The 20,137-nt window shown below is 67.7% G+C and carries 20 protein-coding genes; 15 read left to right on the top strand and 5 right to left on the bottom strand.

The window, feature by feature from the left end:
- The first annotated feature begins 153 nt into the window (after positions 1-153).
- Together pnp and EJB06_RS16050 are read left to right on the top strand one after the other, a co-directional pair.
- Entirely contained in the window at positions 154-2,271 is a 2,118-nt protein-coding gene (gene pnp / locus EJB06_RS16045) for a polyribonucleotide nucleotidyltransferase (protein ID WP_126075051.1), read from the top strand.
- Between the two features lie 92 nt (positions 2,272-2,363).
- Complete coding sequence (locus tag EJB06_RS16050) at positions 2,364-2,759, top strand: DOPA 4,5-dioxygenase family protein (protein ID WP_126075052.1); 396 nt, start codon at positions 2,364-2,366, stop codon at positions 2,757-2,759.
- Positions 2,760-2,818: 59 nt separating this feature from the next.
- On the opposite strand, the gene EJB06_RS16055 is transcribed toward EJB06_RS16050, so the two are convergent.
- The gene (locus EJB06_RS16055; protein WP_126075053.1) at positions 2,819-3,619 is read right to left on the bottom strand and encodes an isocitrate lyase/PEP mutase family protein; all 801 of its coding nucleotides are present in this window, start codon (positions 3,617-3,619) and stop codon (positions 2,819-2,821) included.
- A gap of 94 nt (positions 3,620-3,713) precedes the next feature.
- Between EJB06_RS16055 and EJB06_RS16060 the strand changes: the two genes are divergently transcribed.
- Entirely contained in the window at positions 3,714-4,817 is a 1,104-nt protein-coding gene (locus tag EJB06_RS16060; protein WP_164557940.1) for an ankyrin repeat domain-containing protein, read from the top strand.
- Between the two features lie 9 nt (positions 4,818-4,826).
- Here EJB06_RS16060 and EJB06_RS16065 read toward each other — a convergent pair whose 3' ends face one another.
- Positions 4,827-5,918, bottom strand: a complete 1,092-nt coding sequence (locus EJB06_RS16065) for a carboxypeptidase-like regulatory domain-containing protein (RefSeq protein WP_126075055.1) — start codon at positions 5,916-5,918, stop codon at positions 4,827-4,829.
- A 219-nt stretch (positions 5,919-6,137) separates the two neighbouring features.
- On the opposite strand from EJB06_RS16065, the gene EJB06_RS16070 reads away from it, so the two are divergent.
- The 12 genes from EJB06_RS16070 (at position 6,138) to EJB06_RS16125 (ending at position 17,218) form a co-directional block, all read left to right on the top strand.
- A complete protein-coding gene (locus EJB06_RS16070; RefSeq protein ID WP_126075056.1) occupies positions 6,138-6,740 on the top strand; it encodes a hypothetical protein in 603 nt (200 codons plus the stop codon).
- Positions 6,741-6,852: 112 nt separating this feature from the next.
- Positions 6,853-7,554 carry a hypothetical protein gene (locus EJB06_RS16075; RefSeq protein ID WP_126075057.1) on the top strand — a complete coding sequence of 234 codons (702 nt, stop codon included), beginning with the start codon at positions 6,853-6,855 and terminating at the stop codon, positions 7,552-7,554.
- 5 nt (positions 7,555-7,559) lie between these two features.
- Positions 7,560-8,879 carry a hypothetical protein gene (locus EJB06_RS16080; RefSeq protein WP_164557941.1) on the top strand — a complete coding sequence of 440 codons (1,320 nt, stop codon included), beginning with the start codon at positions 7,560-7,562 and terminating at the stop codon, positions 8,877-8,879.
- Positions 8,880-8,889: 10 nt separating this feature from the next.
- On the top strand, positions 8,890-10,998 hold the full coding sequence (locus EJB06_RS16085) for an MSCRAMM family protein (protein ID WP_126075058.1): 2,109 nt from the start codon (positions 8,890-8,892) through the stop codon (positions 10,996-10,998).
- Between the two features lie 3 nt (positions 10,999-11,001).
- Positions 11,002-12,075 carry an aminotransferase class I/II-fold pyridoxal phosphate-dependent enzyme gene (locus EJB06_RS16090; RefSeq protein ID WP_126075059.1) on the top strand — a complete coding sequence of 358 codons (1,074 nt, stop codon included), beginning with the start codon at positions 11,002-11,004 and terminating at the stop codon, positions 12,073-12,075.
- Positions 12,059-12,700, top strand: coding sequence for a GIY-YIG nuclease family protein (locus tag EJB06_RS16095; protein WP_126075060.1), 642 nt, complete (start codon positions 12,059-12,061; stop codon positions 12,698-12,700). Before EJB06_RS16090 ends, EJB06_RS16095 begins: the two co-directional genes overlap by 17 nt.
- 46 nt (positions 12,701-12,746) lie before the next feature.
- Positions 12,747-13,364, top strand: coding sequence for a hypothetical protein (locus EJB06_RS16100; RefSeq protein ID WP_126075061.1), 618 nt, complete (start codon positions 12,747-12,749; stop codon positions 13,362-13,364).
- Positions 13,361-14,086, top strand: a complete 726-nt coding sequence (locus EJB06_RS16105) for an amidohydrolase family protein (protein WP_126075062.1) — start codon at positions 13,361-13,363, stop codon at positions 14,084-14,086. The genes EJB06_RS16100 and EJB06_RS16105 overlap by 4 nt, the downstream gene beginning before the upstream one ends.
- Positions 14,087-14,296: 210 nt before the next feature.
- Positions 14,297-14,947 (top strand): ribosomal eL19 family protein, encoded by a 651-nt coding sequence (locus tag EJB06_RS16110; protein WP_126075063.1) that lies wholly within the window; start codon positions 14,297-14,299, stop codon positions 14,945-14,947.
- A gap of 67 nt (positions 14,948-15,014) precedes the next feature.
- Positions 15,015-15,533 (top strand): hypothetical protein, encoded by a 519-nt coding sequence (locus EJB06_RS16115; RefSeq protein ID WP_126075064.1) that lies wholly within the window; start codon positions 15,015-15,017, stop codon positions 15,531-15,533.
- Between the two features lie 84 nt (positions 15,534-15,617).
- Positions 15,618-16,730, top strand: a complete 1,113-nt coding sequence (locus EJB06_RS16120) for a SagB/ThcOx family dehydrogenase (RefSeq protein WP_198420846.1) — start codon at positions 15,618-15,620, stop codon at positions 16,728-16,730.
- Positions 16,727-17,218, top strand: a complete 492-nt coding sequence (locus tag EJB06_RS16125) for a GNAT family N-acetyltransferase (RefSeq protein WP_126075065.1) — start codon at positions 16,727-16,729, stop codon at positions 17,216-17,218. The genes EJB06_RS16120 and EJB06_RS16125 overlap by 4 nt, the downstream gene beginning before the upstream one ends.
- A gap of 25 nt (positions 17,219-17,243) precedes the next feature.
- Here the strand turns inward: EJB06_RS16125 and EJB06_RS16130 are convergent, their stop codons facing one another.
- From EJB06_RS16130 to EJB06_RS16140, 3 genes are all read right to left on the bottom strand, one after another.
- The gene (locus EJB06_RS16130) at positions 17,244-18,608 is read right to left on the bottom strand and encodes a sigma-54-dependent transcriptional regulator (RefSeq protein WP_126075066.1); all 1,365 of its coding nucleotides are present in this window, start codon (positions 18,606-18,608) and stop codon (positions 17,244-17,246) included.
- Positions 18,609-18,781: 173 nt separating this feature from the next.
- Positions 18,782-19,423 (bottom strand): NrsF family protein, encoded by a 642-nt coding sequence (locus EJB06_RS16135; protein WP_126075067.1) that lies wholly within the window; start codon positions 19,421-19,423, stop codon positions 18,782-18,784.
- The gene (locus tag EJB06_RS16140) at positions 19,420-19,992 is read right to left on the bottom strand and encodes a sigma-70 family RNA polymerase sigma factor (protein ID WP_126075068.1); all 573 of its coding nucleotides are present in this window, start codon (positions 19,990-19,992) and stop codon (positions 19,420-19,422) included. Before EJB06_RS16140 ends, EJB06_RS16135 begins: the two co-directional genes overlap by 4 nt.
- Between the last annotated feature and the right edge of the window lie 145 nt (positions 19,993-20,137).

Genomic DNA, 20,137 nt, shown 5'->3' on the forward strand with positions numbered 1-20,137 from the left:
CAAGTTGATCATGAAATGCCTGCACAGCTTGCTGTCGCGGGCATTTTTGCATTATTAGTCCCGAAAAAGTAGTAAAGGCAGCAAGCAATGTTGCCTGTGGTGAGGTGGACGACAGCGCCTGAAAATCTGTCGGCAAATAGAAAGGGATTACCCATGTTTAATAAAGTTACGAAAACCTTCCAGTACGGCCAACATCAAGTCACGCTGGAAACCGGCGAAATCGCCCGTCAAGCCTCCGGCGCCGTCATGGTGTCGATCGAAGACACCGTCGTCCTGGCCACCGTGGTTGCGCGCAAAGACGCCAAGCCAGGCCAGGATTTCTTCCCGCTGACCGTCGATTACGTCGAGAAAACGTACGCAGCCGGTAAAATCCCAGGCGGTTTCTTCAAGCGCGAAGGCCGTCCTTCCGAAAAAGAAACCCTGACCAGCCGCCTGATCGACCGTCCGATCCGCCCGCTGTTCCCAGAAGGCTACCTGAACGAAGTTCAGATTATCATCCACGTCCTGTCGGTCAATCCTGAGATCGATCCGGACATCGCCGCCATGATCGGCGCTTCCGCCGCCCTGTGCGTTTCCGGCATCCCGTTCAGTGGCCCGATCGGCGCCGCGCGCGTCGGCTACGCCAACGGGCAGTACATCCTGAACCCGACCACCACCCAGCTCAAGACCTCCGAGATGGACCTGGTCGTCGCCGGTACCGAAACGGCCGTGCTGATGGTCGAATCCGAAGCCAAGCAACTGTCCGAAGAAATCATGCTCGGCGCCGTGGTCTACGGCCACGACCAGATGAAAGTCGTGATCGACGCCATCCACGACCTGGTGCGCGACGGCGGCAAGCCGGAAGTCGAGTGGACCGCTCCCGCCAAGAACGAAGCGCTGATCGCCCGCGTGAAAGAACTGGCTGAAACGAACATCAACGAGACCTACCAGATCAAGGACAAGGTTGCCCGTACCGCCAAGCTGAAAGCCTCGTTCCAGGAAGTCTACGCCGCCCTGGCCGCCGACGCTGCCGCCACCGGCATTCCGCAGCCGGACAATGTCGACGTCGGCAACGTGCTGTTCGATATCGAAGCCAAGGTCGTGCGTTCGCAGATCCTCAACGGCGAGCCGCGCATCGACGGCCGCGACACCCGCACCGTGCGTCCGATCGCGATCCGCACCAGCATCCTGCCGCGCACCCACGGTTCGGCCCTGTTCACCCGCGGCGAAACGCAGGCGCTGGTCGTGGCCACCCTCGGCACCGCACGCGACAGCCAGAAGATCGATGCGCTGATGGGCGAGTACACCGACGACTTCATGATGCACTACAACATGCCTCCGTTCGCCACCGGCGAAACCGGCCGTGTCGGCACACCGAAGCGCCGCGAAATCGGCCACGGCCGCCTGGCCAAGCGCGCGCTGATCGCCGCCTTGCCCAACCCTGAAGACTTCAGCTACTCGGTGCGCCTGGTGTCCGAAATCACCGAATCGAACGGTTCCTCGTCGATGGCTTCCGTCTGCGGCGGCTGCCTGGCGCTGATGGACGCCGGCGTGCCGATGAAAGCGCACGTGGCCGGTATCGCCATGGGCCTGATCAAGGAAGGCGGCAAGTTCGCGGTCCTGTCGGACATCCTGGGCGACGAAGATCACCTGGGCGACATGGACTTCAAGGTAGCCGGTACCGCCAATGGCATTACCGCGCTGCAGATGGACATCAAGATCATGGGCATCACCAAGGAAATCATGCAAGTGGCACTGGCGCAAGCCAAGGAAGGCCGCCAGCACATCCTCGGCGAAATGCAGAAGGCCATGCCGCATGTGAAGACCGAACTGTCGGATTTCGCACCGCGCCTGATCACCATCAAGATCAATCCTGAAAAGATCCGTGACGTCATCGGCAAGGGCGGCGCCGTCATCCGCGCGCTGACCGAAGAAACCGGCACCCAGATCGACATCAGCGATGAAGGTATCGTCACCATCGCGTCGGTCGACGCCGCCGCCGGCCAGGAAGCCAAGCGCCGCATCGAAGAACTGACCGCCTCGGTCGAAGTGGGCAAGACCTACGACGGCGTCGTGCTGAAACTGCTCGACTTCGGCGCGATCGTCCAGGTCATGCCAGGCAAGGATGGCCTGCTGCACATCTCGCAGATCGCCAACGAGCGCGTCAACGCGGTGGCCGACTACCTGAAAGAAGGCCAGCAAGTGCGCGTCAAGGTCCTGGAGACCGACGACCGCGGCCGTCTCAAGCTGTCGATGAAAGCTGCCGAAGGCGCGGAAGCGGCTCCTCAGTAATCGTTATCGGGCCATGCCTGTTCAAAGACCGCCAGCGCGCAAGCCCTGGCGGTTTTTTTCGGGCAAGCCCCATGTGAGAAAGGATGATTTTCATGGACGAGCTTAACGCCCCGTACCACGCACATATTTACTACGACGCCGCAAGCCGCGCGCAGGCACTGGACCTGCGCCAGCGCCTGCTCGACGCGAAAGAGAGCGGCGCGCTGCCGAAACTGTTTTTTGTCGGCGAGCTGGGCGACCATGCGGTCGGCCCGCATCCGCTGCCGGAGTACGAGATTCACTATAGTCGCGCGATGCTGCCGGCGGTCCTGGCGCTGCTGGAAGGATCCGGCCTGACGGCCCTGGTGCATCCGCTGACCGACGACGACCTGGCCGACCACACCAGCCTGGCGCACTGGATCGGCGCGCCGCTGCCGCTCAAGCTGGAAACGCTGGACCCGCCGGGCGTGAATCAGGGCGTGGCGCGCTTCGGCAAATCGGCGTTCTAGCCGATATTTGCAGGGCCTGGTGTGGTGGACGGCAGCGCGCTGTCGACATGAAGATCGTCTTAATCGCTCATCAGGCTGTTCAACGCGCCATACCCGAGCTGCGGCAAGCCCGCCTCGTTGACCTTGCCGCTCTCCAGGAACCGCCTCGTCAAGGCATCGACGCAGCCGAACATCGCCTCCGAGATCGCCGAGCCGGCGCTCAGGCGGCGCGCGCCCAGCTGCATCAGCCGCGCCGGCGCCGGCACGCCATCGCGCACCATCACGTTCAGCGGCAGGCGCGTGGCCCCGGCCACCGCCGCGATGTCGTCCGCGCTCACGATCCCGGGTACGAACAATCCGCTGGCGCCCGCTTCCTCGTACACGGCGGCGCGGCGCATGACTTCCGCCACCGGCGCGCCGGCGCCGAAGCCGCGCAGGTACACGTCGGTGCGCGCATTGATGAACAGGTTCACGCCGCGCGCCTCGGCCAGTGCCCGGATCGCCCGGATCTTGTCCGCCAGCAGCGCCGGCGTGCCGCTGCCATCTTCGATATTGATGCCGACCACGCCCGCATCGATCAGTTCGCCGGCCAGTGCGGCGGCCTGGGCCGGATCGTCGCTGTAGCCATCTTCCGCATCGACCGTCAGGGGCAGGGAACTGGCGCGCAGGATGCCCTTCACCGAGGCCAACAACAGTTCGCGCGGCAGGGTGCTGCCGTCCGCAAAGCCGTGCGACCAGGCGACGGCGGCGCTGCTCGTCGCCAGCGCCCTGGCGCCGGCCGCCGCCGCAATGCGCGCGCTGCCCGCGTCCCAGCAATTGGCCAGCATCAGCAGGCCGTCGGTGTGCAGCGCGTGAAACAGAACATCATTGCGGACTTGCATTATTTCTCCTTGGTGAATGGGAAGTCGGGCGGGCGCAAAGCTGGCGCGCAGTTTCGCTTACTATACCGGCATCGGAATGCGGAGCGATCTTGACATGAAAAACGACAGCCTGTCTTCGAAGGAAACGATCGACCTCGTCGATCGGGTAAAAGCGCTGGTCGACAGCGGCGACATCGAGGGCCTGGGCGCGGCGTTGGAGGCACGGCCCGGCATCGTCGAGCTCGCCTACTGCATCGTGTCGCGGGTATCCCTGCTGGGCTACGCGGCACGGTGCGGGCAGACCGGCATCTGCGCGCTGCTCGTGCAGCGGGGCGTGGATGTCGACACGCGCTCCGGGCGGGCCGACACGCCACTGGGCATGGCCGCCTCTGAGGGCCATCTCGCCACGGCCGCCTGGCTGCTCGCACATGGCGCCATGCCGGATGGCGATCCGTGCGCCATCCTGAGTCCCTTGATGCACGCCATCATCCCCGGCCACGCCGATGTCGCCGCGCTGCTGATCGATGCCGGCGCCGATCTGACCCGCCTGCACTCCCGCCAGCACCAGAGCGCGCTCGATCTTGCGCTGGTCTGGGGCCATGCGCACATCGAGGCCATGCTGCGCGCGAAAAACGCGCCGTCGCTGTTCGAAGGAAGCGACTGGTCGCAGGAATACGGCGGCCCCATCCTGGCATTCATCGATAGCCAGTTCGGCCGCGTCCTGCCGGTTTCCTTGAGCGCGATTGTGCATGGTACGGACGTCGTGCAGCGCGTGGCCCTGGTGAACAACAACAGGAGCAAGATGCTGTTTACGGTCGGCCTGTTCAACGTACACGAACCGATGATCGAACTGTTCATCGTCCTTGCGCCAGCGTGGAACATGCACGACAGCTCGGCCGCGAACCAGTTTCCGTCCGCCCTGCTGCTGTGTTTGGCGGACAGGGTAGTACAAGGCTTGCATGTGGAAGAAGGCATGCTGGTGATGGCTGACGACCCTGCTTACAGCGCACTGGCCTGGCCCGCGGAGATTGCCGGATTTCAGGTCTGCGACCACCAATGGGGAACCGACAGGGAGCACGAAAAGGACATCGCGGACGACGAAAAAGTCGGCCTGTGGACCCTGGCGCCCATCAAGCGCACCAGGAACGGCGTGCGCAAGTATTCACTGGAGAAAAACCGGACCGCAGGGTGGACGGCGCTGACCTTGCATCCGGCCTGACGCGCGACCCTATTGCGTGTCGAACCGGCGCAGATAATCGGCGATCGGCTCCAGGCCGACACTGGCGCGGCGCTCGTCGAGCCGGCTTTCATCCTCGACCGGACCCGGCGCCAGTTTGCCTGCGTTGTTCCTGACCAACTGGCTGCCGTAAAGCTGCTTCTTGCCGTCGTAGACCAGGTCGCGGTCGATGCTGAGCGCCACGCTCGACCACGGCAGCTCGCCATCCTGGGCCGCTTTCTTCATCGCCGGCAGCGACTGCTTGAGCAGCTCGGGCGGCGCATGCTGAACCAGAATCCACATGGCATGGCTGGCCTGCGCGCCAACCGCCTCGACGTCGGGCCATCCATGCCCGGCAAGAATGGCCTTGATCCGCAGCGCATGCTGTGCGTCCACCGAGCTCATCTCCGCCATGATCGCTGCGCAGTCCGGCGCCGCGGCCAGGCGCTGGCGCAGCTCCTGGTCGCGCGCTTCCATTGCCAGCAGTTCGGCCGCGAGCGCCGGCTTCTCGCCGCGCACCCGGTGCATGACAAGTCGCGCAGGCGCGTGTCCGCCGGGCAGGGCGAGCTGGTGCTGAGCCGATGTCCAGCCCGGTGCGCGTGCGATCAACACATAGTTACCCGGCGAAAGGGCGAGCGCGTAACGGCCAGCGCTGAGATCGGCAAAGAAAACGTCGCCGCTCGCCTGACTCATTCTGCCGATCAGCAAATAGCTGCCCGCCGGCAGCGTGCCGTGTCGATCGCCGACCTCGCCAGTCACGACGGTCGCCGCTGCCGCCATCGTCAAGCGACGCGAGGTGACCGTGCTGCCTTTGTCGATGAGCACGTCTGGTATGAAGGCGGGGCCGTAGCGCCGATCGGTCGCGGTGACGCCGTAGCTGCCCGCAGGCAAATCGGACAGGCGGAAGCGCCCCCGCCTGTCCGTGCGCGCGATGTGGCGTACGATCTCGCCTTGCTCGTTGCGGACGTCGCGCGCGGCATTCGCCGCCACCACGGCGTTGGCCAGCGCCTTGCCGCGCGGGTCAGTCACCGTGCCCTCCAGTACGCCGGCCTGTGCCGACAGTGCAAGCAGGCTCGCGCCAAGTCCGATCGTCCATCTGCGCATGCATTCCCTTTCGGCCGGCGGGATTGAGGAGTGTCCGCGAAGTGCTTTTCGCCGCGCCGGCGTCACTATATCGCTTTCCCGAAGCGTTTTTCGCCGCCGCCTGCGCCGTCACGCCGATGCGCCCCTCATGCAGCCTGGCACAGCGCTTGCAATGGATGAAGCAGGACGCGCAGCAGCACACTCTCTTCCCCGCGCGTTCGCAACGTGAAAGGGCTGCCCGTGAACCGTCGCCTGCTTGAATACAGTCCGGTGTTCGACATCTTCACCCACGCCGCGCCGCGCCCGGGCGAACAGGAATTCGCGCCCGGCCCGCTCTCGGACGACAGCGCCGACCTGGCGCTGGCCGCCGAACTGCTCGAAGCGCCCGATCCGGCCCAGCTGCGGCGTGTGCTCGGCCGCGCCATCGCCGGCGCCGGCGTATTGGGTGCGCGCGTGGCCCGTTCGCCCATGGGCTCCTTGCTGGTGACCGAACTGCTGCGCGCCGTGCAGCCGATCCTGGCGCCGCGCCAGCGCCCCGCGCGCGGCGCCAGCGCAAAAACGGTGAGCATCAACCTCGGTGCGCGCATGTTCGGCCTCGAACTCGAAGGCCTGAGCCCCGAGGACAAGGAATTCGTCGTGGCGCGCCAGTTGGTGCGCCTTGCCGACCAGGCTGCGCGCCACGCCGGCAATGCGCGCAGCGCGTCGCCGCAGTCGGCGCGCGCCGCCGTGCAGGCCGCAGCGCGCCGGATTGCCCCGGGCCTGCTGCCGCATGTGCATGCGCAGCCGGCCGCGCAGGGACGCTGGACGCGCCAGGCGGGCCGGCTGGTGCTTCACGATTGCTGATCCGGACCGATTACCGATCCGGGCGACGGGTTGTTGAAGTTCGTTGTTTCACTTTGTTGTTTCATCCTTGTTGTTTCATCCTTGTTGTTTCATCTATCTAGAGGAGCGCATCATGCATGACATCGACCGCACGACAATGGAATATGGCCAGGAAACCTCCAGCTTCGAGGGCGAACAGTTCGAATTCGGCCAGGGCGAGTGGAGCGGCGAAACGGGTCTGAACGAACAGCAGGAAGCCGAATTCGCGCAGGAACTGCTGAACGTGAACAGCGAAGCGGAACTCGACCAGTTTCTCGGCGACTTCATTCGCAAGGTCGGCGCCACCGCCGGCCGCGTGATCCGCTCGCCGGTCGGCCAGGCCGTCGGCGGCGTGCTCAAAGGGGTGGCCAAAAAAGCGCTGCCGCTGGCCGGTGGCGCCATCGGCGGCTACTTCGGCGGCCCGCTGGGCGCCAAGATCGGCAGCGGCCTGGCCTCGGCGGCCGGCGGCGCGCTCGGGCTGGAAGCGGAAATGAGCGGTGAAGACCGCGAGTACGAAGGCGCGCGCCAGTTCGTGCGCCTGGCCGCCGACACGGTGCAGAAGGCCTCGCAGGCGGGCGGCTCGGGCGACCCGCGCTCGATCGCCCAGAATGCGGCCATGGCGGCGGCGCGCCAGCACGCACCGGGCCTGCTCAAACGCGGCGCAGCGGGCGGCGGCTGCAGCAGTTGCGGCGCTGGCGGCATGGGGCAGGGCGGCGCCATGGGCTCGGGAGGCGGCCGTGGCGCCAGCGGCCGCTGGAGCCGCCAGGGCAACAAGATCGTCATCTACGGCGCCTGACCGCCATGAGCCCCTATGCCTCGTCGCTGCTCGAACAGGAGGCGCGTTCCCTGCAAACCAGGCTGGCGCGGGTCCGCCCCTTTGCCCTGATCGAGCCCATGGTACCGGCGGCCGCGCTGCTGCCGTCGGCCCAGTCGGCGCTCGAGCGCTACCTGGTCACGGGGCGGCGCGAGCTGCAGGCGCTGGTCGCGGCCTTCCAGCACTGGCTGGCAAGCGCGAGCGCGACCGCCACGGCGGCCGAGGCGCAGCGCCGCTTCACCTTCCTGCGCCTGAAGTTCAACGCCACGCTCACCCAGTTCGACCTGTTCAACGATGTCATCACCCAGCGCAGCGAGCACGAAAACGGGGTCTGGCTGTCGGGCCTCGACGCAGTGGCGGCCGACGCCCTGGCCCTGCCGGGCAACTACTACCGCATGCCGCCCGTGGTCTGCTACCTGGACCGGGGACCGGGCGCGGCGATCCGGCGCGCCCGCACGCGCCTGCCGGGCGGCGGCGAGAACCCGGTGGCGGTGGTGCGGGTGCCGCGCGAACGCATGATCGGCAGCGGCATCGCCTCCTCGCTGATCCACGAAGTCGGGCACCAGGGCGCGGCCCTGCTCGACCTGGTCAACTCGCTGCGCCCGCAACTGCAGGCGATGCAGCAAAGCGACAGGGCCCGGCGCGACGTGTGGCAGTGGTGGGAGCGCTGGATCTCCGAGATCGTGGCCGACTTCTGGTCGGTCGCGCGGGTCGGCGTGGTCTCGACCCTGGGCCTGATCGGGGTGGTCAGCCTGCCGCGCGTGTTCGTGTTTCGCCTCAGTCCCGACGACCCGCATCCGATTCCGTGGATCCGCGTGATGCTCAGCTGCGCCATGGGCCAGGCCCTGTATCCGCACCCGCAGTGGGAGCGCCTGGCCACGGTGTGGCACGACTACTATCCGAGCGCCACCCTGGCGCCGGAGACGGTCGACCTGCTGGGGCGGCTGCGGCGCGGGATGCCGGCGTTCGTTCAGCTGCTGGTGCGGCACAAGCCGGCGGCCTTGCGCGGCAAGACCCTGCCCGAGGTGCTCGAGGTGGCGGCGCGCCAGCCGGCGGCCCTGTCGTCCCTGTACCGGCGCTGGGAAAACGCGCCGGGGCAGATGTACCGCGCCCCGCCGTCGCTGGTGTTCGCGGTGCTGGGCCAGGCGCGCGCCGATGGCCTGGTCGGGCCGGAAGACGAGAATATCCTGCTGGCCAGGCTGCTGACCCACTGGGCGCTGCGCAGCACGCTCGACACCAGTTTCCTGTGCGCCTCGCTGGACGCGCGCGCGCCGGCGCTTCCCCGGGCACCTTTGACTTTCCACTGAGGAGAATGACATGAGCAGCAAGAACAATCTGAAGGAAGCCCGCACCGGCTCGCTCGAGGTGACCGTGCACGAGGCGCAGACCGGCGCGCCGGTGGCCGCCGGCGCCATCAGCGTGTACCGCTACGCGGCAAGCGTCGACAGCTTTGAAGCGTCGCGCTGGACGGCGTCGTACGAGGCGCTGCAAGCGACCGCCGTCACCGGCAGCGCCGGCGAGGCCACGGTGGCCAACCTGGCGCCGGGCAGCTACGTGGTGGTGTACGAGCACTATCCGCTGACCGAGCCGCGCTGCGTCAGGGTCGACGGCGGCTGCCGCGCCGTGGTCTGCTTCCAGCTGGCGCTGGAACTGCGCGCCGAACTCAGTTACGAAACCGTCGACTGCCAGGCCAATACCTGCAGCGTGGCGCGCGTGTCGGACCGGGTGGTGGCGACGATCCGCTTTTCCGGCAACCAGTCCGATCTCAAGCCGCATGTGCGGGTAATGCCCACGCCCGGCTGGATCGCGCGCGACGACGACCCGTACGTGCTCTCGCGCGTGGTGCGCCACGCCGGCCCGCAGCAGTTCGAGGCGGTGCTGGCGTTCGAGCGCCGCCCAGCGGCACTGGCGCTGGCCCCCGGCATCGAGATGGCGCCGCCGGGCGCGCCGGCCTTGATCGGCATCCGCCAGGGCTTCGTGGCCGACGAGCGCACGCCGAGTCCGATCTCGGGCAGCATCGGCGTGTCGATGACGCGCACCGAAACCGAGCCGACCGACGACCTGCCGCTGTGGACCCTGATCCGCAACAGCACCGATGCGATGTCGTTTACGAACTACCTGAACTTCATGGATGCGCTGTTCTGCACCCCGGCCAACCGCGGCGCCGCCTTCGACGCCAAAAGCCAGCTGTTCGAGCAGCTGCGCCAGCGCCGCGCGCTGCCCTTCAACGATTCGGAAGCCTACCGCGTGCTGAAGGTGGCGACCGAAGCGTTCGTGATGGTCAACTGCGGTGTGCTCAGCCAGCCGAACATGTTCAATCCGGTCGAAGACCAGGCCTACCTGGACCGGCGCGACATCCCGGCCACGCGCGACCTGGAAACCACCTTCAACGCCGACTACCTGGAAACCACGGTCGACGGCACCAAGGTGCTGCCCTACCTGGCGATCATCCGGCGCAAGCTGCCCGACGTGCCGATCAACCTGCTGCGCGGGATCGAAGGGGAGGCCGACCTGTGCTTCGGCATCGTCCAGCAAAAGCTGGCCAACCCCTGCCTGCTGGAGCTGATCTGGTCCTACTGGCACGAAGAGGGCATGCTGGTGCAGACCATGAACGCGATCACCCAGCGCTTCCAGAACGTGCGCGCCTTCGGCCGCGACGATCCGCTGGCGAACCTCGAAATCGATCCCCTGCGGCCCTTGAATAACCTGATCTGGGGTTACACCCAGGACGAACAGCATCGCCTCACGGTGGTACGGCGCAACTACGAGTACGACCACCACTACGGCGTGCGCCTCGACGGCAAGGCGGTCCAGCATTTCCGCCCGGCCGACACGCGCTCCAAATTCCTGGAAGCCTTCCACTACCTGCTGCGCCTGTGCACCGCCTTCTACCGCCAGGACGACGACACCACGGTCAAGGCCGACGCCTTTCCGGTCCTGAACGGCCTCAAGGAAGTGCACCTGATCCTGTCGCAGGGGGCGCACAACCAGTTCGGCGACCTGCCGTCGACGGCGCGCATCGAAATGCTGATGCAGCAGTGGATGCTGGCGCGGCCCGAGTTCCGCGAGTTCCTCCCGACCCGCATCATGGTCGCCTATCCCGAGCCGTGGATGGACCGGGTCGACGCCATGAAGAAGCTGCAGGGCTGGTCCGATACCAGCGTGATGCACTTCCGCAGCCTGGCGATGTTCGGCGAACAGGTGCTGCTGTCGGTGCGCTACGGCGCCTGGAGCGATATCTACGAGCCGACCCAGGCCTTCAACTGGGCGCGCTTCTGGCGGCCGCAGATCCAGGGCTATATCCATGCCTACCGCGCCGCCACCGGTGTCGACCTGACGGTCGATGCGCGCGACCCCAAGGCGGAAGGCACCTTGCCCTCGATTCTGCTGCGCAGGCGCCTGGAGCAGCAGGCCCGGATGGCCTAGGCCATGCTCGACTTTGCCAGCGCCCTGTATCTGGGCATGCGCCATCCCAGCGCGGAGCTGGGCGGCTGGGACGCGCTGACCCTGGGGCGGCCGGCGGCCAGCAGGGAGCCGCCCGGCGCCGCGCAGCTGGCGGCGGCGCTGGCGCTCTTGTGCGGCTGCCAGGCGGCGACCTTGCTGCCGTCGACCCTGCACCTGTTCTGCGACCTGTTCGACCTGCTGGCGCGCGAACCGCTGGCGATCCTGGTCGACGGCGCCAGCTATCCGATCGCGCGCGCCGGGGCCGAGCGCGCGGCGGCGCGCGGCACGCCGCTCGCGGTGTTCGCGCATGCCGACGTGGAGGACGCGCGCCGCCTGGCGCGGGCCGCGCGCAGGCAGGGACGGCGCCCGCTGATCCTGGCCGACGGCTGTACGCCGGGCGCGCCGCAGCCGGCGCCGCTGGCCGCCTACGCGGCGCTGATGCGCGAGATGGACGGCTGGCTGGTGCTGGACGACACCCAGGCCATCGGCCTGTTCGGCGCGGGTGGCGGCGGCTCGCTGCGGCGCCAGGGCGTGGCGGGGCCGCAGGTGGTGGCCGGCAGTTCGCTGTCGAAAGCCTTCGGCGCGCCGCTGGCGGTGCTGTGCGCCAGCGCGGAGCTGGTGCGGCGATTCGGGGAATCGAGCCAGGCGCGCGTGCATTCCAGTCCGCCGCCGGTGGCGTCGATCCGGGCCGCGCTGGCGGCGCTGCGCATCAACCGCGCGCACGGCGACGATTTGCGCGCCCGCCTGTGGCGCCGCGTGGCGCAGTGGCGCGCCGGCGCCGCCAGGCACGGCATCGCGCTGCACGCAAGCGCGTTTCCGGTGCAGACGCTGGCGCCGGACCGCGATGTCGATGGGGTGGCGCTGCACGCCTGCCTGCGCCGCGCCGGGGTCGACGCGGTGCTGCAGCGCGCCGGCGCGCGCTCAGCGCTCAGTTTCATCGTCACGGCGCGCCATGCGCCGGACGACATCGAACGCGCATTGGCGCTGCTGGCGGCCTGCCTGCGCGCGCAGGCCGCAACAGCGACCACGACAAGGAGAAACCATGAATACGGAATTTGAGATGGTGGCGTTCGAGATGCAGGACGAACGGGGCGGGCGCCGAGGCGGCGCGCGCGGACCACGGCCGTCGCCGGGCCGCGCCTGGCCGGCCAGGCCGCGCCGGCCGGCGTGGGGCGGCTGGCGCTATCCGCTGTTGGCGCCATGGCCCGAACCGGCGCCGTACCTGGCTCCATACCCCGCGCCGTACCCTGTGGAGGATGACGAGCCGCAGGACGAACAGCCCGCCAGCATCGCGCCCGCGCTGGCCAGGATGGCCGCCGCGCCAAACTACAAACCCTACGGCGCGCTGCGCGACGCGGCGGCGAAGGTGGGCGCCAACCTGGCGGGCCTGTACCTGATCGAGTTCGACGGCCCGGCGGGCAAGCGCGCCTACAGCGGCCAGAGCGACAACGTGGGACGCCGCCTGCGCCAGCATCTGCTGTGCGCCACCATGCTGGGGCTCGACGTGGGCAGGCATCGGGTCTTCGTGGCGGCGGCGCCGTCGGCCGCCGCGCGGCGCAGGACCGAAAAGGACCTGCACGCGCAAATGGGTGTCAAGGCGCGCAAACCGGGCGATCCGCCGGGCGTGCTGACCAACCAGCGCAAGGAACTCGAGGCCGAGCTGCTCGGCGAGTTCTGGGGCTGACCTGACTGAAGGTTCGCAAACGCTTCATCAACCGAAGGAGATCGTCATGCAAGAATCAGGATGTGGTTGCGCCAAATGCCGGCAGGCGGCCGGCGAACTGGAAGTGCTCGAATTCGAAGCGCCCGGCCCCTTCGGGGAGCAGGAAGAAATCGCGCTGGCGATGGAATTGATGTCGGTCGCCAGCGAGGAAGAACTGGAGCAGTTCCTCGGCAAGATGTTCAAGGGGATCTGGAAGGGCGTGAAAAAGGTCGGCTCCTTCATCGGCAAGGTCGCCAAGCCGCTCGGCGGGGTGCTCAAGGGCCTGGCCAAGACCGCGCTGCCGTTCGTGGGCAAGGCGCTCGGCTCCTTCATTCCGATTCCGGTCGTGGGCACGGCGCTCGGCGGCGCGCTCGGGAGTGCCGTCGCCAAGGCGCTGGAGATGGAAGCGGCGGGCCTCGACGGCGAGGAGCGCGAGCTGGACATGGCGCGCCGCTTCGTGCGCATCGCCGGCACCGCAGCCCAGCAGGCAAGCATGGCGGGGCAGGGCATGGACCCGCAGCGCGCCGCGCGCCAGGCGCTCGATGCGGCCCTGCGCTGCCACCTGCCGCGCATGCGCCAGCCCGCAGCCGCCGCCAGCGGTACCTGGCGCCGCCAGGGGCGCGGCCGGATCGTGCTCGATCTATGATCATCGATTGCCACTGCCATGCGGGCGAGGGCGATGGCTTTTCCGGGCCCTGGGACAGCGATGCCGGGCTCGAACGCTACCTGGCGCGGGCGCGCCGCGCCGGCATCGGGCGCACGGTGCTGCTGGCCGCCTTTCACTCCGACTATGCGCAGGCCAACCGCAGCGTGGCGCGCATCGTGGCGGCCGATCCGGGCCGCTTCTACGGCTTCGCTTTCGTGCATGCGCAGCGCGACCGCGGGCGGGTGCGCGCGCTGGTGCGGGTGGCGGTCGAGGAGTATGGTTTCGTCGGCATCAAGCTGCACCGGCATGACGCCCGCATCTCGCGCGAGGTGTGCGAGACGGCGCGCTTCTTTCGCCTGCCGGTGCTGTACGACGTGACCGGAGAAGTAGCAGTGGCCGAGCTGCTGGCCAGCCAGTTCCCGGACGTGAACTTCATCCTGCCGCACCTGGGCAGTTTCGCCGACGACTGGAGCGCGCAGCTGGCGCTGGTCGACCACCTGGCGCGCCACCGCAATATCCACGCCGACAGCGCCGGCGTGCGCCGCTTCGATCTGCTGGAGATGGCGGTGCGCCGCGCCGGCGCGCACAAGCTGCTGTTCGGGTCCGATGGGCCGTGGCTGCATCCGGGCGTGGAGCTGGCCAAGATCGGCATGCTCGGCCTGTCGCCCGGCGACGAGGCGCTGGTGCTGGGGCAGAACCTGCTGCGCCTGATCGGGCACTGAGCGACAGGGCACAGCCTGGACCCGGCGTCGTCAGGTAACAAGCTCCCTCTTCAGACAGGTACCCGGACCAACAGGGCGTGGAACAATGGCGTGGCGCTTCGGAGCTGATCGACATCATGATGCTGGACATCCGCTTCGACTAGCTGCATTGATTACCAACAGGCTGGCGGCTCGTTTCAGAACGACTCAACTCTTTGACAGGAAATCATCATGGCAGACTACGCTCAACATCATCCCGCTTTCGCTTCGCACCATCCTTCCTTGGCCGTACATCATCCATCGCTCGCGCTTCACCATCCTTCGCTGGCCGTCCATCATCCATCGTTGGCGGTACACCATCCCTCGCTGGCCGTCCATCATCCATCGCTGGCCGAACACCACCCTTCCGTGGCGCTGCACCATCCGTCGCTGGCGGCGCATCATCCATCCCAGGCGGTAGCAGTGCACCATCCGTCGGTCGCTGCGCACCATCCATCGCTGGCTGCGCACCATCCGTCGCAGGCCGTGCACCATCCGTCGCTGGCTGCGCACCATCCGTCGCAGGCCGTGCACCATCCATCGCTGGCCGTGCACCATCCATCGGTCGCTGCCCACCATCCGTCGCAGGCCGTGCATCATCCGTCGGTCGCTGCCCACCATCCGTCGCTGGCCGTGCATCATCCGTCCCTGGCAGTTCATCATCCGTCGGTCGCTGCGCACCACCCATCCCAGGCCGTGGCAGTGCATCATCCATCGCTGGCCGTGCATCATCCCTCTCTGGCCGTGCATCATCCCTCTCTGGCCACGCCACTGCCATCGCTGGCAAGCCATCATCCTTCGCTGGCCTCGCATCATCCCTCGCTGACCGGTGTTGTGTACTGATCCGATCATCCGGCGCGCCCGCCGCTGCGGTGGCGGGCGCGCTTTTCCTTTTTCAGGAGTCAGCTTCATGCCAAATCCAAAAGATCCGAACGAGAAAAAAACGCCCGACGCTGAAACGTCGTCTGCCCCGGCGCAGCCGCCGGTCACCGACGAATCCAGCGCTGCCGTCCGCAACGCCGTGCAGGAGTTTTCCGAGCTGGTCAAAAACTACGGCGGCACCAGCGGCGACCGCTTTGTCTTGAGCGCACTGCTGCACGCCGAGGTGCAGCTCTGTTTTGCGCGCCGCCTGCAGGCGAAGGATATCTTCATCGCGGTCCAGTGCATGCCGTCGATTGCCGAGGAGGTGCACGTCATGTTCGATTTCCGCTGCACGCCTCCGCGACTGAGCTTGATTCCGGTCCGCTTCCTCGCCGTGCTCGATGCCTATACGGCCCGCCTGATCCGCGTCGTCGATCCGTACAACGCCCTGATCGCCCAGCAAGAGGCAGGCGCGCGCCCCGTCAATGCGCCCGCAGCCGGCCAGGCGCCGCCGTCGCCATTTTCCACCTTCATCGGGAACGGCCTGTACCCGGACCTGCGCCGCTGACGGCCGCGCCAGCGCTTCCGGCTTGCCAGGTGCTGCGACGCTTGCGGCACATCGATTCAACGTACTCGACTGAAGGAAATGTTGATGATCAGACGCGCCCGCAGCATCATCTTGCGATATTCGACCACGGCCCTCATTGCCGAAAACTTCGTCGCCAAGACCGCGATCGAGCTGTCCGAGCTTGGCCGCTGGGTACTCGCCTCCTGCGACGGCTGGAGCCATCCCTACGCCCTGTACAGCGCGGTCCCCGCTTCGGTCCATCCGGCGCTCGAGCGCGAAATCGCCTCCTTGACGGCAGCCTCCCTGCTGGTCTGCCAGCACAGCCCGGCCGCAGCGCAGGACCAGGAGTACGAAGAGCGCTTCGCCTGGGGCGCGATCGCCGGCTACTATCATTTTTCGATTCGCGGCACCGAGTACATGGATCCCGCCCAGAGCGCCGCGCGCCTGGTCGAGAAATCGGCAACGACCGAGGCGGTCCCGCTGCACCAGGACAACCAGGGCTACGCAGCGACCATCGCCCTGCCGCGCCCCGAACTGGAGTCGGACGCGCTCTCGCTCATGTGCAGGCGGCGCAGCTACCGCGGCTTCTCGGACGAGGCGCTGCGGCTCGATCATCTGTCCGAATGCCTGTTCGCCGGCCTCGGCATCACCGGCTTCGTCAAGCCGTTTGCGGAATCGGAGGAGCAACTGCCCTTCAAGCTGACGCCCTCCGGCGGCGGGCGCAATCCCTACGAGGCCTTCGTGTACGCGCGGCGCGTCGATGGGCTGGCGCCCGGGGTCTATCATTACAGTGCCAGGGAACATTCGCTGGGACTGGTGGGCGAGCAGGACCTGCCGTCGGTGGCCGAGGTGCTGGCGGGACAGCGCTGGTTCGAGCACACGGCCGCGCTGGTGCTGCTGGTGGCCAATTTCGAGCGGACGATGTGGAAGTATCCGCATCCGACCGGCTACCGCGTGGTCTTGCTGGAAGCGGGGCACATCGCGCAGAACATCCTGCTGGCAGCGACCGCGCGCGGCCTGGCCTGCACGCCGACCTGCGCCATCGACGACCGCCAGGCCGTCAGGCTGACCAAGTGTGCGCAGCTGACGCAAAGCCATGTCTATACTATCGCCCTGGGCAACCGTTCGACGATTCCGACCGTGATGGATCCACTCCACATTGCACACAACAGCAGCTCGCCGGTGGCGCCGGGATGACGCACACCGCCGTCCTCTGTCCGATGTCGGGCGCCGGTTTCGATGCCTATGCCGCGCGCGCGATCCCCCTGCTGGCCGAGGCACAGGCACGTGCCTACGGCAGCAGCGCGCAGGCCGCCCGTGCCAGCGCCGAGGCTGCCTTTCGCAAGATCGCGGCGGACGCGGAGCCGGCGGCAAGCGGCCAGTATCTCTACACCATCGAGAGCGCCGGCGCGCAGGTCGGCGCGTTGTGGTTCGAACTGCGCCAGGCGGCGCTCGACCCCTATGTCTACCTGTACGACTGGATCATCTGGCCGGCGTACCGCGGCCAGGGCCTGGGCCGGGCGGCCCTGCGCCTGTTCGAACAGCGGGCGCGCGAACTCGGGGCGCGCAGGATCATGCTCAATGTGTTCGACGACAACCGCTTCGCTGCCGATCTGTACCGGCGTTACGGCTTCGCGCCCGGCTCCAGCATCCTGGTCAAGCCGATTGCGCCATCGGACGACTGAGCAGGCGGACTGCCCGGACCCGCGCTCAGTGGGCCTCGGCCCAGGCTTTTCTGCGGATCTGCAATGCGCGGTCGGTCACGCCCAGGCGCAGGGCGGCGCGCTGGTTGTTGTCGCCTTCCTGTTCCAGCACCAGCTGGATCGCGATGTCGGCCGCAGCCTGGCTGATGCGCGCCAGGCCGATGCGCAGGTCGATCGCTGCGCGGATCGCGCTCTCGAAGCGCACATCGGGCCAGCTGGCCGGGGCGCCGCGCGCCGGCCGTTCGTCGGGCGCGAGGTCGCCGATGGTGATCGGTCCCGGTCCGCTGTGGCGGTACCACAGGCGCGCCACGGCCTGGCGCAGTTCGCGCACATTGCCGGGATACTCGCGCAGCAGCAGGTATTCGCGCACGGCGTCGTCGAATTCGCAGCTTGCGCCGGGACCGGCCAGCAGCGCCAGGAAGTGGCGCGCCAGCGGCAGCACGTCGTCGCCGCGTTCGCGCAGGGGCGGGGTGCGGCAGCGCCAGGCGGCGATGCGGTGGAACAGGTCGGCCCGGAAGCGTCCGTTCGCCACGTCCTCTTCCAGGCTGCGGTTGGTGGCGCACACCAGCCGGAAGCGCGAGTGCTGCCAGGTGTTGCTGCCGATCCGCTTGTAGGTATGCTCCTGCAGCACGCGCAGCAACTGGGCCTGCAGCGGCAGGGGCAGTTCGCCCACTTCGTCGAGGAACAGCACGCCGCCGTCGGCCAGCGCGAAGGCGCCGTCGCGCGCGCTGGCCGCGCCCGTGAAGGCGCCGCGTTCATGGCCGAACAGTTCGCTGCCGGCCAGTTCGGGCGTGAGCGTGGTGCAGTCGAGCACAACCAGTTCGCCGCGCCCGCCCAGGCGGTGGATCAGTTGCGCCACCTGGTCCTTGCCGGTGCCGGTTTCGCCGGTGATCAGGACCGGCGATTCGGTGAAGGCGGCCACTTCGACCACGCTGCGCACCAGCGCGCGCCAGGCCGGGCTGGCCCCGACCAGGGTGCTGCGCACCTCGGGCGAATCGGCCAGGCGCTGCAGGGCGTCGCGCCGCTCCAGGCGGGCGCGCACCTGCGTCGCGTCGCCGCTGGCGTCGGTCCAGTTGAGCACGTCGAAGGCGCCGGCTTCCAGCAGGGCCCACATGTCGGCCGTGGGCGGGGGATGCGCGCCGACCGCGATGGCCAGCACGCTGGCGCCGGCGGCCATGGCGCGCACGCGTTCCAGCACGGCGGCGTCGACGCCGTCGACCAGGGCCAGGCCGAAGCCGCCGCTGCGGGCGCTGCCGGCGGCGTCGGCTTGCAGTCCGGCCTGCGCCAGCGCCGAAGCGACCTTGGCGCACAGGGCGGCGCTGACTTGTTCGAAGGGGTGGATCCAGAGCGGGAGGGATAGTCGGGCTTGCATGCGCGTCGTTCTCCCGGTCAAAGAAAGTTGCACAATGTTTGACAAGGCTCAAATGTTGGTTGAGCCCCGCTTGCTACAAACAACTATACGTGCATCTAAATGACCAAACTTTGATCTAGCTCAATGCCTATTTTGTTGCGCAAAAGTGGGTGACATGGCATGAAAAATGCAAACTACCAGGCGAGCACGCGCGGTCCGATCAGGGCGCCGAGCGCTGCCGGAATCGCCATGCCGAGCAGATACCAGAAGCCGACGAAGACCGGGCTTGCTTCCGGGCAGTGGAGGCAATACACGGCTGCTGCGGCGGCGCCCGCTGCAATACCGGCGGCCGCGCCCGCCAGGCGCAGGCGGGTCGGAGCGAGGCTGCGCGCCAGATGCAGGGCGGCCGCGAACAGCGGCAGGGAGATCAGCGCGATCAGCGGCGGGCAGGTGCGCCATGTGCCGCCCCAGAACAGCCCGGCGCGCAACTCGGGCGCGGCTTGCCACAGCATCGTGCCTCCCGCACACCAGATCAGCAGCACCGGGGCGGCCAGCAGGAACGGCAGCGCGGCGCTGCGCGCGCCCGGGGTCGACAGGCGCTTGAGCGCCAGCGTGCCGGCCGCCGCCAGCGCCAGCGTGAACGCCAGCTTGATCCAGAACGGCGGCAGGGTGGCCGCGATGGCCAGGTCGGCGCGCATGCCCAGTCCGGCCAGCACGATGATGGTGCTCGCCAGCAGGGCTGCGGCCAGGGGCAGCAGGGTCGCGCGCGCCGATGGCCGGCGCACGCGCACATCGGGGCCGCTGGCCAGCATGGTAATCAGGTCGTCGGTGTTCATAGCGCATCCTTCAAGAGGGTTGCCAGGGTTTTCAAGCCGCGGTGGACCGATACTTTGACCGCCGCTTCGCTCATCTGCAGGGCGTCGGCCGCTTCGCGCACCGACATACCGTCGAGCTTGGTGTACACGATCGCCTCGCGCTGCTTGTCGGGCAGTCCGGCCAGCAGCCGGGCCAGGTCGCGGCGCGCTTCGCCGGCATCGGCGTCGGCGCTGGAAAAGAACGCGTCGTCGTCGGGCATCGGCTCGTTCAGGGCGTCGCGGCGCGCATGGCGGCGCAGCCAGTCGATCAGCTTGTAGCGGGCGATCGCCACCATCCACGCCGTCAAGGGCACGGCGGTATCGTAACTCAAGCGCTGGTTATGGATCGCCAGCAGCGATTCCTGCACCAGGTCTTCCACTTCGTCCGGCCAGCTGCCCAGGCGCCGCCGCAGAAACGCGCGCAAATGCGACGCGGTCGCCTGCAGGAAGGCGCGATAGGCCACGGCATCGCCGTCCAGCCCTTGCAAGAACAGAGCGTGCAGGCGCAATTCGGTGCTGCGTAACACGCTTGCCTCTGTTATTCGTTCCATCGGGGCCTTAAGTAACAGCGTTTGGTCGATTCAGTTTTATGTTGCGATTTTTTTGTCGCGGCTGTAACCATTCCCGCGCTCGCGGCGAATTACCTGTCAGTGTCCTACTTCAACAGGTTAAAACCATGAGACCGTTTTCCGTGTG

This window comes from Massilia atriviolacea (assembly GCF_003953935.1).
GTDB lineage: Bacteria > Pseudomonadota > Gammaproteobacteria > Burkholderiales > Burkholderiaceae_D > Telluria_A > Telluria_A atriviolacea.